Origin of the sequence: Clostridioides sp. ES-S-0048-02 (assembly GCF_020658495.1) — a bacterium.
Taxonomy (GTDB): Bacteria; Bacillota; Clostridia; order Peptostreptococcales; family Peptostreptococcaceae; genus Clostridioides.
Window position 1 is genome coordinate 138777 of sequence record NZ_JACVWH010000005.1, and the last position, 14994, is coordinate 153770.

The 14994-nt window shown below is 28.7% G+C and carries 12 protein-coding genes; 2 read left to right on the forward strand and 10 right to left on the reverse strand.

Annotated elements, in window-relative coordinates; genetic code table 11:
* Positions 1 to 14 precede the first annotated feature (14 nt).
* Complete coding sequence (locus IC173_RS08910) at positions 15 to 1769, reverse strand: B12-binding domain-containing radical SAM protein (protein WP_227433456.1); 1755 nt, start codon at positions 1767 to 1769, stop codon at positions 15 to 17.
* 134 nt (positions 1770 to 1903) lie between these two features.
* On the opposite strand from IC173_RS08910, the gene IC173_RS08915 reads away from it, so the two are divergent.
* Positions 1904 to 2110, forward strand: a complete 207-nt coding sequence (locus IC173_RS08915) for a hypothetical protein (protein ID WP_227433457.1) — start codon at positions 1904 to 1906, stop codon at positions 2108 to 2110.
* A 4-nt stretch (positions 2111 to 2114) separates the two neighbouring features.
* On the opposite strand, the gene IC173_RS08920 is transcribed toward IC173_RS08915, so the two are convergent.
* The 5 genes from IC173_RS08920 to IC173_RS20700 all read right to left on the reverse strand — a co-directional run bounded on the left by IC173_RS08920 (position 2115) and on the right by IC173_RS20700 (position 8138).
* Positions 2115 to 3038 (reverse strand): hypothetical protein, encoded by a 924-nt coding sequence (locus tag IC173_RS08920; RefSeq protein ID WP_227855431.1) that lies wholly within the window; start codon positions 3036 to 3038, stop codon positions 2115 to 2117.
* Positions 3039 to 3290: 252 nt separating this feature from the next.
* Entirely contained in the window at positions 3291 to 4991 is a 1701-nt protein-coding gene (argS, locus tag IC173_RS08925; protein ID WP_227433459.1) for an arginine--tRNA ligase, read from the reverse strand.
* A gap of 177 nt (positions 4992 to 5168) precedes the next feature.
* Complete coding sequence (locus IC173_RS08930; protein WP_227433460.1) at positions 5169 to 5585, reverse strand: DUF523 domain-containing protein; 417 nt, start codon at positions 5583 to 5585, stop codon at positions 5169 to 5171.
* A 21-nt stretch (positions 5586 to 5606) separates the two neighbouring features.
* Positions 5607 to 7985, reverse strand: coding sequence for an endonuclease MutS2 (locus IC173_RS08935; RefSeq protein WP_227483008.1), 2379 nt, complete (start codon positions 7983 to 7985; stop codon positions 5607 to 5609).
* 27 nt (positions 7986 to 8012) lie between these two features.
* On the reverse strand, positions 8013 to 8138 hold the full coding sequence (locus tag IC173_RS20700; RefSeq protein WP_255613105.1) for a hypothetical protein: 126 nt from the start codon (positions 8136 to 8138) through the stop codon (positions 8013 to 8015).
* A 169-nt stretch (positions 8139 to 8307) separates the two neighbouring features.
* Between IC173_RS20700 and IC173_RS08940 the strand changes: the two genes are divergently transcribed.
* Positions 8308 to 9759 carry an aminoacyl-histidine dipeptidase gene (locus IC173_RS08940; protein WP_227851437.1) on the forward strand — a complete coding sequence of 484 codons (1452 nt, stop codon included), beginning with the start codon at positions 8308 to 8310 and terminating at the stop codon, positions 9757 to 9759.
* A gap of 316 nt (positions 9760 to 10075) precedes the next feature.
* Here the strand turns inward: IC173_RS08940 and IC173_RS08945 are convergent, their stop codons facing one another.
* The 4 genes from IC173_RS08945 to IC173_RS08960 all read right to left on the reverse strand — a co-directional run bounded on the left by IC173_RS08945 (position 10076) and on the right by IC173_RS08960 (position 14975).
* Entirely contained in the window at positions 10076 to 12544 is a 2469-nt protein-coding gene (locus tag IC173_RS08945) for a diguanylate cyclase domain-containing protein (RefSeq protein WP_227855432.1), read from the reverse strand.
* A 238-nt stretch (positions 12545 to 12782) separates the two neighbouring features.
* Positions 12783 to 13604, reverse strand: a complete 822-nt coding sequence (locus IC173_RS08950; RefSeq protein WP_227824721.1) for a nitroreductase family protein — start codon at positions 13602 to 13604, stop codon at positions 12783 to 12785.
* Positions 13605 to 13708: 104 nt separating this feature from the next.
* A complete protein-coding gene (locus IC173_RS08955) occupies positions 13709 to 14185 on the reverse strand; it encodes an NUDIX hydrolase (protein WP_227433465.1) in 477 nt (158 codons plus the stop codon).
* A gap of 211 nt (positions 14186 to 14396) precedes the next feature.
* On the reverse strand, positions 14397 to 14975 hold the full coding sequence (locus IC173_RS08960) for an HD domain-containing protein (protein ID WP_227855433.1): 579 nt from the start codon (positions 14973 to 14975) through the stop codon (positions 14397 to 14399).
* Between the last annotated feature and the right edge of the window lie 19 nt (positions 14976 to 14994).

Sequence of the window (14994 nt, forward strand, 5' to 3'; positions counted from 1 at the left end):
TTCCTCCTAAATACTTAAATTTCTACTTTATGAGTTTTAGATTTCTCAAATATTTTTTTATCATCATATTCAAATAAGACTATATTTTCTTCTTCTCTTATTTCTGTATTTATATTATTTTTTAAATCCACAATATTAAATTTAAATGGTTCAAAATGAACATATTTTATTATATGTTTTGCTGGTTTATCAACAAAATTAGGTAGATATGTTGATAAGTTATCATTATCTTGTAAAAATACATGACATCTATTCTTAAAGTCATCCACATCTAACTTATTAAAAAACTGTGGTATATTTGATGTCTTACCTAGTGAAATGTAGTCATACTTTAATATATCATTAAATACATCATTGTCTATATTTATTTTTTCATTATAGAAATCCAATAATATTTTGTATAATTGATTTTTCCCCTGTGCCAAGTCAAAATACCCATTTTCATCAAAGTACTTAGCAAAAGTTTCAAAAAATTTAAAAGGACTTTGTTTATAAAATTTGCCTATAATATATCTCATGGACAACACAAAGTTTTTAGAATTGTAGTATCTTTCAAGTACATCTTCTATATCCTTTAATTTCAATGTTTCTTCATAGCTTATATAATTATTGTATAAAAACTCATATGGAGCATAATCCTTATATTTAAATCCATGCTCATCTGCTACCTTTCTCATACCTGTACCCTTAATCATCTTTAAGAAACCTAATTGTAAGTGTTCTATCCCTAGATTAAATACATCATTAAATGAGTTCTCAAAGCTTTCATAATCCTCATAGGGAAGTCCTGCAATTAAGTCTAAATGTTGATGTATATTTCTATAAGATGCTACTGTCTGAACAACATGAGATAACTTTTTGAAATCATCTCTTCTTCCTACTGCATCAAGTGTTTTTTCATTTGTCGACTGTACTCCTATTTCAAACTGAAAAAGCCCTTCTTTACAGTCAGCCAAAAACTCTAGCATCTTGTCATCTATCAAATATGCTGTAACTTCAAAATGATAGGTTGTATATCCATTATCATTTTTCATAAGAAAATCCATAATTTCCATAGCTACTTTTTTATTTGCATTAAAAGTTCTATCAATAAATTTAATTTGTGAGACTCTTGCATCTATTAAAGCTTTTAAATCTCTTTTTATTCTATCTAAGCTGAAATATCTCAGACCAGGAATGGTAGAAGATAAGCAGTATTGACAGTTAAATGGACAACCTCTTGACGACTCATAATATACTATTCTATTTTCATATTCCTTTGGATTTAAATTTTCATAAGGACTAGGAATCTCGTCCAAATTTTGAAGAAGTTCCATAGGTTTATTTACTATTATCTCGCTTCCTTGTCTATATACCAATCCGTCTACACTTTTTATTTCTTTTTTTCCTTTAAGATGAAGCACTAAATCTCTAAAGATTAATTCTCCTTCTCCATAAAGTATATAATCTACAAAATCGTATTTCTTCATTGCCTCATAGCTATCATAACTCACTTCTGGCCCGCCCAAAGCTATTTTAGTATTTGGTCTAATTTTTTTTAGATTATCACAAAGTTTAACTATATCTCCTATATTCCAGATATATGTTGAGAATAAAATTATATCATATTCATTTTTGTATATATCTTTTAAAATATAATCTAAGTCATTGTTTATCGTATATTCTTTCATGTCAACTTCTATCAAATTCCTTACAAATTCTTTTAGATATCTTATAGCTAAATTTGTATGAATAAACTTAGAATTCAACGTTGTTAATAAAATTTTCAAATATTTCTCACCTCTTTTTAATATTATACTGCTTTTTGTACCCCTTATAGGTTAAAATAGTATATGTAAAGTCTATATAACATTTATATAATTAGATTATTAATTTCAAGTAATGTGAGGAAAGGAAGTTTTTTATGGAATTAATTGAAAAAGTATCTATCAACTCTTTATCAAAAAGAGATTTACTGCTTATTATAAAGTCTCTTGAATACACTAATGAAAATACCCAAATTAGTGATTTTATCGACCTTAGAAATAATATAGTAAAAGAATTATGTTTCTTAACTGACACTAAAGAAAAAGATTTTTTGGATTACTTAGAAAAAAACAGTAATCTCTAGTAACCTAAACCTTTTTAAACTTTAATATATAAATACCTGATTTAGAATGTATCTTTATGCTTAATATATTATCACTAAAGGTTTTCGACATAACTGTTATTTGATTAAATATGGGGTCTATTGTAGTATCGCCTTCTTCAAGGCTTATAAGACTTCTTGGGTCTATTTTTTTATTATACATTTTAACCCCAATTTTATATTTTCTCAACTTAACAACATATTCTGACATAGAAAGAATAAAATCTATATTATCTTCGTTTAATTCAGTCTCTTCACCTAAAATAGATAATATAGATTTTTTCATGCTTTTAATTCCTTCATTTTCTACATTTCTGTCTTCTATATAAATATCATATAAAATATTTAAAACACTTGATAGAATACTTTCTTCATCATAATCTTCATATTTTAAATCAATATATTTATCAATTAATTGTATTGTACCTATCCTTGCCATCTGAAACTTTACAATATCAGACTTGTCTAATTCTATAGAAAAATCTATTATCTTGTCTTTAATATTTTGTAGTAATTCGACATATTCAATTTTACTGTTATTTATAAGATTGTGCATAACAGAATTATATGCTACAGAACTTAATAAATAATCAAATAAGAATTCCTCTTTTCTAAAGTAACTCACATATTTTTTTATTAATTTAACAACCTCATCTTCACTTTTTTGAATATTAGTATTTGATAAAATTAATGGTAATAAAATATTTAAAAAATTGACATTATCTATTTTTTCTCCATAAAATCTAAAGTAAATAAGTTCATCTTTCAATCTCTTTTCGTCTATATATACACATCTTTGAGTTTTATCATCTATTAAGGATTTTGTATTTATTATAATTAAATCTTTAAGAGTCTTACTTCCATTATTAAAAGAAGATGTGTAGACTTTTTTTATTAATACGTCATTCATAAATATATCCTTTCTCAAAAACTTAATTTAAATATCCTGCTATTAAAAAAAAAGAGACAGCCCGTTAAGAAGCTGTCATATATAGGGGGATAGTAGTGTACAAAAATCATTGTAATCTACTATCTATATATTATTATACGATACTACTTTTTTATATGTAAAGCATCAGTTTTCGACATCCCTATATTCTACAGTTATACAAATTGCGTACTAAGTTCAATTTTATTCTTTTTATTTCAACATTTTGTTGTATTACATTCTTTCTGGAGCGTGCATTCCCAACAGCTTCAGAGAATTTTCTAAAGTTTGTTTTGTGGCTTGTACCAAAGCAAGTCTCGATTTTCTAATCTCTAAATTTTCCACTAAAATTGGATTATCATGATAAAATTTATTAAACGCTTGAGCTAAATCTAGCATAAATCTTGTAACTATATGTGGTTCATTCTTCTTTAGAGCAAGTAAAATATTTTTATTAAATGACTCTATAACTCTAAGAACTTCTGCACTATCTTCATCAGCCAATAGACTATAATCTATATCAGAAGTGATTTCTTCTTTTGCTTTTCTTAAAACTGCACAACATCTAGCATGTGTATATTGAACATATGGTCCAGTCTCTCCATCAAAGCTTAATGTTCTTTCCCATGAGAAAGTATAGTCTTTTATTCTACTATTAGATAGTTCTTGGAATACTACAGCTCCAACACCTACTTGTTTAGATATTTCATCTACATTTTTAGCATCTGGGTTTTTAGTTAGTATAATATCCTTAGTTTTATCTATAGCTTGATTTAATGCATCTTCTAAAAATACAACTCTTCCTTTTCTAGTTGACATAGTCCCTTCTTCAAGAGCTACCATACCAAATCCAACATGCACTAAGTCTTTTGCCCATTCATATCCCATAAGTTCAATTACTTTAAACCATTGTTGGAAATGTAGGTTTTGTTGAGAACCAACTACATATATACACTTATCAAAATCATAAGTTTCTTTTCTATATATTGCCGCAGCTAAATCTCTTGTCATATATAATGTTGAGCCATCATTCTTAGTAATAAGAGCTGGTGGCATCTTATATTCTTCTAAATCAACGATTCTTGCACCTTTAGACTCTTGTAAAAGATTTTTCTCTTCTAATAACTCTATTACTCTGTCCATCTTATCAGAATAGAAACTTTCACCTGCTAAAGAATCAAATTCTATATCTAAAAGTTTATATACTCTACTAAATTCTTTTAGACTTTCATCTCTAAACCATTGCCATAATTCTTTTGCTTCTTCGTCACCATTTTCTAATTTAGTAAACCATGCTCTTGCTTCATCTTCCATTTCTGGATGTTGTTCTGCTTCCTCATGGAATCTTACATATAATTTTAATAATTCTGGGATTGGATTAGATTCTACTACTTCCTTTTCTCCCCACTTTTTAAAGGCCACTATTAACTTACCAAATTGAGTTCCATAGTCACCTAAATGATTTATTCTTATAGTTTTGTATCCTTGTGATTCATATATCTTATATAGAGCATTACCTATTACTGTAGTTCTTATATGCCCTATATGGAAAGGCTTTGCTATATTTGGAGAAGAGTATTCAACTATTACAGTTTTATCTTTTCCAAAATCACTGCGACCATAATTTTCTTTTTCATCTAATACTTTTTTGATTACAGTTTCTGCTAATTGAGATTTGTTTACAAAGAAATTCACATATCCGCCTAATTGTATTACTTTTGTTATCTCTCCACTAGCTTCTATACTTTCTGCTAATTCACTTGCTATCATGTTTGGAGCTTTTCTAAATACTTTAGCTAATTTAAAGCATGGAAAAGCATAGTCACCCATGTCCTTGTTTGGTGGAACTTCTATAAGTGCCTCTATCTCTTCTATCGACAGTTCTTCTATTTTCTCTTTAAGGCAATTTGATATTGCTACCTTGAAATCTTGCATCTTGTTGCTCCTCTCTACATTGTTCCTGGTTTATATTGTACTTATCTCTTTATGTTAAATCAAATTTAGTGTTTTTTCAAGTATTTCATTACAGGGCAAAACACTTTAATAATTATGTTTTCTGTATATATTAAAAATACTATAATTACAGTTTTTATCTATACGATTATTGCTTTTCTATAAGTCTTTTTCACTCTTGACTTTTATTCCTTCTTCTTCCAGTAACTTTGCTGTGATACCTTTCCCTGGTATTTTTTTGCCTGAAAAACTACCATCATACACTAGATTACATCCACAAGAGGGGCTACCCTCTTTTAGTATTGCTTCGCTACATACATATAATCTTGCTATTTTTAGAGTTTCTTCAGCCCCTCTTACAAAGTTTTCTGTTACATCTTTATTATCTTCTTTTGTGATTACTTTTCCATCAACTATCTCAGCAGGAGGTCTTGGTGTAGATAAACCACCTAACTGTTCTGGACATACAAGAGTAAAATCTTTACCTTTTAGGTATTCTTTTACTTCTTCATTTTCATTATTATCGCCACTATATTTACAATTTATTCCTATTAAACATGCAGATACTAATATCATAAAAATGTGCTCCTATACAAATTATTTTAGTTTAACAATTGTTACTCCTGCTCCACCTTCTCCATACTGGCCACCTCTTTGTGATTTTACATGTCTATTTTTTCTTAAAATGTCTTGTAGTCCTGATTTTAGCACTCCTGTACCAATTCCATGTATTACTGTTACAGATTCTAGACCTGCTACATATGCATCATCTAGATATTTTTCGACTTCCATTATAGCTTCTTCTAAATTTAAACCTCTAAGGTCAACTTCACTTTTTATATTTCCAGATTTTGCCCTTATGATATTTCTTGTTGATTTAGTAACGTGTTTTGAAACATCCTTGTGAGATTTTTGTAAAGATTTAAAAGGTAGAGTCATCTTCATTATACCAATTTGCACTACTGCTTCTTTTCTCTTTTTGTCTACAGAAACCACACTACCATTTTGATTTAAAGTTATTACTCTAACTTCTTCCCCTGGTTTTAGGTCTTTTATTTCTTTACTTGAAACTTTTGGAACTATCATACTTTTTACTGTCGGTTGAAGACTTCCCATAGAACTAGTCAATTCTTTTCTAAGTTCTTCTATTTTACGATTTTTTTCTTTAGAAGCTCTTTCTTGTTCTAAACTTCTAAGTTCCTTTATTATAAGGTCTACTTCTTCCTTAGCTTGTCTTGTTATTGAAAATGCTTCTGATTTAGCCTTTTCAATCATCTTATCTCTTTGAGTAACTAATTTTTCAAGTTTTTCGTCGTATTCTACTTTTAGTCTTTCTATCTCTTCCTTCAATCTCTCAGCTTCTTCTCTATCTTCAATAGCTTTGATTCTGTTCTTTTCAACATTTTGTAATACATCTTCTAAAGCTATGTTATCTGTGTTTATATATTCTTTGGCACGTGAAATTACATAGTCACTAAGTCCAAGTTTTCTGGAAATCTCAAACGCATTTGATTTTCCAGGAACACCTATAAGTAACTTATATGTTGGACTTAAAGTTTCTATATCAAATTCAACTGCTGCATTTTCTACACCAGATTTAGTAAGAGCATAATTTTTAAGTTCACTATAGTGAGTAGTTGCTATACATTTCGCTCCTACAGAGTTTATATCTTCTAATACTGCTATTGCAAGTGCAGCTCCCTCAACAGGGTCTGTTCCTGCTCCTAATTCGTCAAATATAACTAAAGAGTCTGCTGTTACGGTTTTTAGTATTGATACTATATTTGTCATGTGAGATGAAAATGTAGATAAACTTTGCTCAATACTTTGTTCATCTCCTATATCTGCAAATACATTATCATATACACACATACTACTTCCATAATCAGCAGGTATGTGAAGTCCACTTTGTGTCATAAGTGCAAATAAACCTACAGTTTTTATTGTAACTGTTTTACCACCTGTATTTGGACCTGTTATTACCAATGTGTGGAAGTCTCTTCCTAAATAAATAGTATTTGCCACTACTTTTTTCTTATCTAATAGTGGATGTCTTCCATTTTTTATATTTAAATATTTATCCTCATTTAATGTAGGCTCTATACCTCTCATTTGTATAGAAAGTTTTCCTTTTGAAAATGCAAAGTCTAATCTTCCAAGTATCTCTTGATTGGATATCAAATCTTCACTTACTTCTCCAACCATTGCAGAAAGTTCTGATAAAATTCTCTCTATCTCTTCTTGCTCTCCTAATTTTAGCTGTCTTAACTCATTGTTCATCTCTACTATAGTCATTGGCTCTATAAAAAGTGTCGCACCAGAAGATGACTGGTCATGTACTATACCAGCTACTTGCGACCTATATTCAGATTTTACAGGTACTACAAATCTATCACCTCTTAGAGAAATTATGGCATCTTGTAAGTATTTTTGATAAGTAGTTGAACTTATTATTGAATTTAATTTAGACCTAATGGATTGATTTTTTTGAGCTATTCTTCTTCTGATATCTCTAAGTGTACTTGAAGCATTGTCAGATATTTCTACTTCACTTATTATCGCATTGTATATCTGTTCTTCTATATCTTTATATACATATAGAGAATTTGATAGAGATTGTATTATTGGATAATTAAAATCTTCTTCATCACTGCTAGATAGACTATTTTTTAATCTTCTAGCTACTCTTAAAGTATCCGCTATCATAATTAAACTTCCTGGGTCAAGAGATGCACCTATATAGGCTCTTTTAACCTTATCTTCTATATCATGAATACCATCCAAACCTACTGAACCTCTCTTTATAATAATTGATTGAGCTTCACTAGTTTCTTCTAGCATGGACTTTACTTCTACAAAATCAGTATTTGGAACTAAACTTTCTATATATTTTAGACCTAAAGAAGATGAGGCTTTCTTCTTTAATAAATCTATTATTTTATTGTATTCTAGAACTCTTAACGATTTCTCATTCATTTTTCTATATTCACCATCCTCAATATTTTAACTTTTTTCTTTAATATTTAAAATGTATGCTTTCCAAGCATTTTCAATAAAAACTGCAAGTTTTATTTCTTTTTTATTTCTAAATTTATTATATTTTTTCTCTTTTAGATATATTTTAAACATATTTTGTATTATACTATGTATGTAGCTATCTATATATTATACATAAACATGCTTTATTTGTAATATAATCTGTTAAAAAATCTTCTTTAATATTTTTTAAAGGAGTTTATTTTAGCTTATTTTATAAAAATAGCTACTTATATAGATAAATTAAGGAGGAACACAAGTCATGGGAAACGTATTAGAAGGATTAAAGCCAGAAAATGTTTTTAAAAACTTTGAGAAAATATCTCAAATTCCTAGAGGTTCTGGAAACGAGAAAGGCATAAGTGATTATTTACTTAGCTTTGGTAAAAATTTAGGGCTTGAAACTATCCAGGATGAAAGTTTAAACATAATAATAAGAAAGCCTGCTACAAAAGGATATGAAAATTGTCCAGGAGTAGTTCTTCAAGGACATATGGATATGGTTTGTGAAAAAGAAAAGAATGTTGAACATGATTTTCTTAAAGACCCTATAAAATTAAGAATTAATGGTGATATGATATACGCTACTGGAACTACTCTTGGAGCTGACAATGGTATCGCTGTTGCTATGGGTATGGCTATATTAGAAGATAATACTTTAGAGCATCCAGCATTAGAAGTTTTAGTTACTGTTAATGAAGAAGATGGTATGAACGGTGCTGATGCATTAGACCCAAGCTTAATCAAAGGTCAATATATCCTAAACATGGACTCCGAGGAAGAAGGATATCTATTAGTTAGTTGTGCTGGTGGTAAAACTTGTGTTGTTAGTCTACCTGTTGAGTACAAAGAAGTTGGAGCTGACAAGCAAGCTTTATTAGTTGAAGTTACTGGATTATTAGGTGGACATTCTGGTATGGAAATTGTTTTACAAAGAGCAAATGCTAACAAAGCAATAGCTAGAGTATTAAGCGTACTAGATGTTGATTACGAATTAGTTTCAGTTGATGGTGGTACTAAGCATAATGCTATACCTCGTGAAGCTAAATGTGTAATAGCTGTTGATAAAGCTGATGTTGAATCTGCTAAAAAACAAATAAATGATATTTTAACTGCATTTAAACATGAGTTTACTACTTCTGACCCTGATATGGCTTATTCAGTAGTTGAAACTTCTGCAACTAAAGCTCTTACTAAAGACTGCAAAGAAAAAGTTATTCAAATGTCAAGCTTAACTCCTCATGGTGTTCAATCTGTAAGTCTTGATATAGAAGGATTAGTTGAAAGTTCTACTAACTTTGCTATAATTGAAACTAAAGAATCAACTATTGAATTCTTAACTTCTGTTAGAAGTTCTGTTATGTCTATTAGAGATGAGATAGCTGATAGAATAAGACTTTTAGCTCAAGCTTTAGGTGCTGACTATGGTCTTACATCTCAATATCCAGCTTGGGAATTTAAAAAAGGTTCTAAATTAGAAAAAATATGTAGTGAAACTTATGAGAAATTAACTGGTAAAGTTCCTACTGTTATGGCTCTACATGCTGGTCTTGAGTGTGGATTATTACTTGATAAACTTCCTCATGCTGAAGCTATATCTATAGGACCAGATATGTTTGATGTTCATACTCCAAAAGAACACGTTAGTATACCTTCTATTGCTAATGTTTGGGATTATGTTATTGAAATATTAAAATCTATGAACCAATATTAAGACTAAGTTTTAAGAAGCAGATTTTAATTCTAAGTAAATCCATATAAAATTAACCTGTAAATTAATACTAATGTTAGCATCAAGTTTAATTTTAGTATTAATTTATAGAAATAAAGCCTAATGATGATAATAACATACGTCATTGGGCTTTATTATTTTTACTTTAAAAAGATTTATTAGATACTTTTTATTTAAAAATTTATTATATTTTTATACTGAATCTTATATAAAGTAATACATCTCTTTTATGTACAATTATACAAAACTCGTTCAATTGTATCTTATTTACAATTTTTATAGTAAATCTTACTAAAAATTATACTCCTACTATTTTAAATTTATTTCTTCCTTGCTTCTTAGAATCATAAAGAGCATCATCTGCCATTTGATATAATTCGTCATATTTCTGTCCATATTTTGTTATTACTACACCCATACTTATAGATATGCTTTTTCCACTTGGCAGTTTTATGAGGTGAATTTGTTTATATACTTCATTACATTTATTGACAAGTTCTTCCTTATTTATTATATCTTTAATATATATACTAAACTCGTCTCCACCCAATCGACCAACAATATCATTTTTTTCAAAACTTCTATCAAGCACTTTTGCAACATCAATTAATATTTTATCTCCAATTAAATGCCCATAAGTATCATTAATAGACTTAAAATAATCAATATCTAAAATTAACAAAGCTCCATTTTTGTTAGGAGATAAATTAGATAAACTTTCTGTAGTTAACTTTCTAATATATGCTGAATTAAGAATATTTGTTAAACCATCTTTTTGAACCTTATCCAGTAACTTATCTTTTTCCTCTTTTTCAGAATCAATATTAGATATTTTTCCAATTACATACACTGGTACACTTTTTTCATTATAAATTATTTTTGAAGTAATTCTAATCCAGTGACAACTACCATCAGCGCATATAGAATACATTTCAGTCGTCCCATTCTCCTGTGACTTGATTACATCAAAAAACTTTTTATTATGTTCTATTTCAATCTCACTCATAGCACTCTTACTTATACCATAATAAGTACTAATTCCTTTCCCTTTCATAGAAACTATCAATTTATCTCGTTTATAATCATATTCAAAAAAGTATTCACTTGCCATTTCATAAACTTCAGCATGCTTTTTAAGTTCCAAAGATATTTTCTGATTCATACTTTTACGTGTATGCAGGCTCCATGCCATACCTCCAATAATGCAAAGTAATAAACTAGCAACTATTAAAATAGTTTCAATTGGATTTTGTTGCATAATATAAAGTAGTGAAAAGTCTTGTCTATATGTAGTGTTTTGATAGATAATTGATTGCATCTTTTCTGATGGAATGCTTATAATAGCTTTATTAAATATACCCAATAATTCCTGCTTACTTGGTTTAACTATTCCAAAGCAAATACTCTGTGATTCATAAGTCTGTGGAACTAAACGTACGTTTTTGTACTTAGGTTGATTAATATAGTACTGTATAGAATATCCTTCTCCATAAGTATAATCTGCAAACCCTTTGTTAACAGCTTCTATACACTCTTCCAAAGTATCATACCATATGACATCCCCATTAAAATAATTATCATAACCAGTCCCTTTAGGTAGAGCTAGACGTTTTCCATCTAAACTATTTTCATTTAATTTGTTATTAATCATCATAATATATTGGGTGGAAACAAATGGTCGAGACATAGTCACATTGTGTTTACGAGAATCTTCATAATCATAAATCATTCCTGCTACAATATCAATTTCATGATTTTTAGTCATTTTATCCAAATCTTTTTGTGACTTTACAGGCACCAGTTCAAACTTCAATCTAGTTTTATCAGATATGTGATTTAATAAATCTATTGATATACCCTTTAATTCTCCTGTTTTTTTATCTATGTTTTGAAATGGTGGCTTATTTAAAAGTACTCCAACTTTTAATGTATCTATATCTTTAATATATGTAGTTTCATCATCAGACAAAATCATCTTACTATTTTCTGGTGTAAAATATTTTTCATACAAAGCAGTCGAAAAATATGGGTCTGTCTGTTCGATATTATTAATTGCTGAATTGAGTCTTTGAGTTAAGTCTGTACTTCCTTTAGGTGTAATAAAATAGAATGGCTTTGGTGAGAATTTAGCTATAGTACGCACACCTTCCATTGGACTCACACTCACATTAAGCAGTGCATCTGCTTCACCAACCTTTAGTGCTTGTAATTGTTCTTCTTGTGACTTACAATATACCAATTTAGGTGATATTAAATTCATCTTGCAATATTCATTTAATTCTTTAAGCCTAGTATTAGAATTCTCTATTACAGCAATACGAATTTCTTTCATAGCTTCTAACCTTATACTATCAATAGCTGTATTTTCATATAATACTTGTAATACTGTATTTACTACTCCATAACTATTACCTGCATAATTATACAATTTTTCCATCTGCTCATTGTATAACATGCTTCCCATTATATCAATCTCACCTTTTTCTAACATTTTCATTAGTTTTGTAAGAACTTCATTTTCATCACCAGATACTTGAACAAATTCATAATTCCATCCAGTATATTGTGCAATTTCTAACAGATATTCGTATGTATATCCAGAGTACTTACCTTGTTTATCTAGTTCAGTTAACCCTTTTTGAATAGGATAAGCAACCCGAATAGTACGATTATCACTACCTAGAGCATTGACATTAAAAGGAAATATGCAAGAAGTGAATATGGATGCAATTACAATAATTAATAAAAGTAATTTTTTTGAATTCACTACACTAATCCTCCATATAATTAAGATTTACAATGCAAATTACTACTTAAACTTTTAGATATGAAAAAGTAGATTAGCATAAAAAAGGATATAAAAATTTACTTAAAAATTTAAATATCCTCACCATATACAATATACCTAGATTATAACTGATTTATTTGATTATTACAACAAATTTACTATATTAAATGTATACATTATCTTGTGCTAATCTTGAGTATATAATACATTCTAAGTTCTATCTTATTTCAAATTTAGCACTATTTCTATTTACAGTTCTCTTATATTTTACACTTGGGTATCCCAATATAAATGAAGTTATAACTGCTTCATTATCATTCATTCCCAATAATTCCTTTAACTTTGGCTCTACATTTGATGCCATAACAAAGAATCCATTGTAGCACATTCCTAATCCTTGAGAATAAGCCATAAGCTCCATATTAGACGCAGCTAATCCACCATCTACATATACACTTCCTCCTAAAGAAGTATCACCAACTACTACCATAAGTAATGGTGCATCATAGAATAGAGAATCATATCCTTCTTCTTTATATCTTTTGTACATTCTCTTAAATGTATTTTTATATATAGAACGTACAGGGTCTTCATCATCAGTATTTAATGCCAAGTTATAAAGCCCTTCTATTGCTAATTCTTTTACTTCTTTTAGTTTTTCTTTTACTAATATGTATCTTATCGGTTGTCTATTTCCACCTGTTGGTGTGTATCTTCCTGCTTCTACTATGTTTTTTATTTTTTCTTCTTCTACCTCTATGTCTTTATAGCTTCTTATACTTCTTCTAAATTTGATAAAGTTTAGTAATTTTTCAGGCTCTAGTTCAAAATTTTCATGATTGAATTCTAATACTTCATTTTTATCAAATCCCTGCATTTCTATTGCATCTGTTGGACATATAGCCATACAGTGACCACAATTAATACAGAGAATATTTTTCACCTTTGCTTTATCTTCTTTAACCCTTATTGCATTTACAAGGCAGTCCGACTCACACATACCACATCCTACACATTTGTCTAAATTTATGTCTATCATTCCAGATTATTCCTCCATTTTAAAATTTTTACTCTAGTATAAATCAAATAGTTGTCCTAGTCAATTTTTATTTTTTTAACAATACAGAGGCTTTAATTTTTTAATTAATCTAAAAAATTTACACTGTAATCTTTCAATTTACCATTATCATATGTTATCTTTGCACTAAAAATTTTGCCTTTTTTAGCCCAATCTAAAAATAATCTGTCGCCTTCCCACATATTTAAGTCAAATATTTTATCATTATCAACCCAAAGTAACTTGCCTTCTTTACAATTATCTAAATCTTTGTTAGATAAAGTTCCTTCAAATTCATCTGAAAAATACAAAAACATATACCAATCTTCTTCATCTTTAAATTTTGGAAAAGTTATCAATCCTTTATATGTTAATGACTTAAGAGTAAGACCTGTTTCTTCTTTAACTTCTCTAACTATACATTCTTCTGGTGTTTCTCCCTGCTCAAATTTGCCACCAACACCTACATACTTACCTTCATGTACATCATCTTTCTTCTTATTTCTATACAACATTAAAGTCTTACTATCTTTTTCTATATAACAAATAGTCGTAAGTTTCATATACTTCGCCTTACTTTCTCTTTTCTATTTTTCATTTACTTATTTTATATATTTAAGTTTATTACTATAATTACTGATGCAAAGAATCACTATAATTACTCATTGCAGTCAATTATTAACAAGTTGACCTTAAGTTTATATTAATTATAGTCATTTATTTAAACTAATTATTGTCAATTCACATTTTTAAATTTATTGTTATTTTCCTTATTTACTCATTTTCATTGTTTTCAAGTACATCACTAATATTTTTCATTGCATTAAGAGAAAGCTCTGCAAATTCATCAAATGGAATCCCTATATCTTCTATACTTCTCATTGCATCTCTATTTACATTTGAAGCAAATCTTGTTTCTTTCATTCTTTTAATTACAGATTTTGTCTTTACACTCGTAAGTTTTTTATCTGGATAAACTAAAGCTATTGCAGTTATAAATCCAGTTATAGGGTCTGCTGCATATATAGCTTTTTCCATTAAACTAGTTCTTGTAACCCCCATACCATCATGATGACCAAGTATTGCTCTATACATTTCTTCATCACCAAAATTTTCTTTTTTGAGAAGTTCTACAGTTGTTGTTGCATGACCTTCACAGATTTCTCCTGGTTTTCTTCCAACTATATCTGAATCCAAATCATGTAAAAGACCTGCAACCGCCCATTTTTCTTCTTTTTCTGGCTCTAGTCTTTTGGCTAAATCTTTCATAACTGCTTCAACTGCATAGCAATGTTTTCTCATTCTATCAGTTTCTAAATACTTAAATAAAATGTTTAAAGCTTCTTCTCTCATTTTCAGTAATCCCCCTGTT

Bases quoted from the DNA above. Each gene is read 5' to 3' on its own strand.
- IC173_RS08920 (WP_227855431.1), bottom strand. From the start codon at position 3,038: ATGAATGACGTATTAATAAAAAAAGTCTACACATCTTCTTTTAATAAT.
- IC173_RS08960 (WP_227855433.1), bottom strand. From the start codon at position 14,975: ATGAGAGAAGAAGCTTTAAACATTTTATTTAAGTATTTAGAAACTGAT.
- IC173_RS08940 (WP_227851437.1), top strand. From the start codon at position 8,308: ATGGGAAACGTATTAGAAGGATTAAAGCCAGAAAATGTTTTTAAAAAC.
- IC173_RS08950 (WP_227824721.1), bottom strand. From the start codon at position 13,604: ATGATAGACATAAATTTAGACAAATGTGTAGGATGTGGTATGTGTGAG.
- IC173_RS20700 (WP_255613105.1), bottom strand. From the start codon at position 8,138: ATGTTTAAAATATATCTAAAAGAGAAAAAATATAATAAATTTAGAAAT.
- IC173_RS08935 (WP_227483008.1), bottom strand. From the start codon at position 7,985: ATGAATGAGAAATCGTTAAGAGTTCTAGAATACAATAAAATAATAGAT.
- IC173_RS08930 (WP_227433460.1), bottom strand. From the start codon at position 5,585: ATGATATTAGTATCTGCATGTTTAATAGGAATAAATTGTAAATATAGT.
- IC173_RS08955 (WP_227433465.1), bottom strand. From the start codon at position 14,185: ATGAAACTTACGACTATTTGTTATATAGAAAAAGATAGTAAGACTTTA.
- IC173_RS08915 (WP_227433457.1), top strand. From the start codon at position 1,904: ATGGAATTAATTGAAAAAGTATCTATCAACTCTTTATCAAAAAGAGAT.
- argS (WP_227433459.1), bottom strand. From the start codon at position 4,991: ATGCAAGATTTCAAGGTAGCAATATCAAATTGCCTTAAAGAGAAAATA.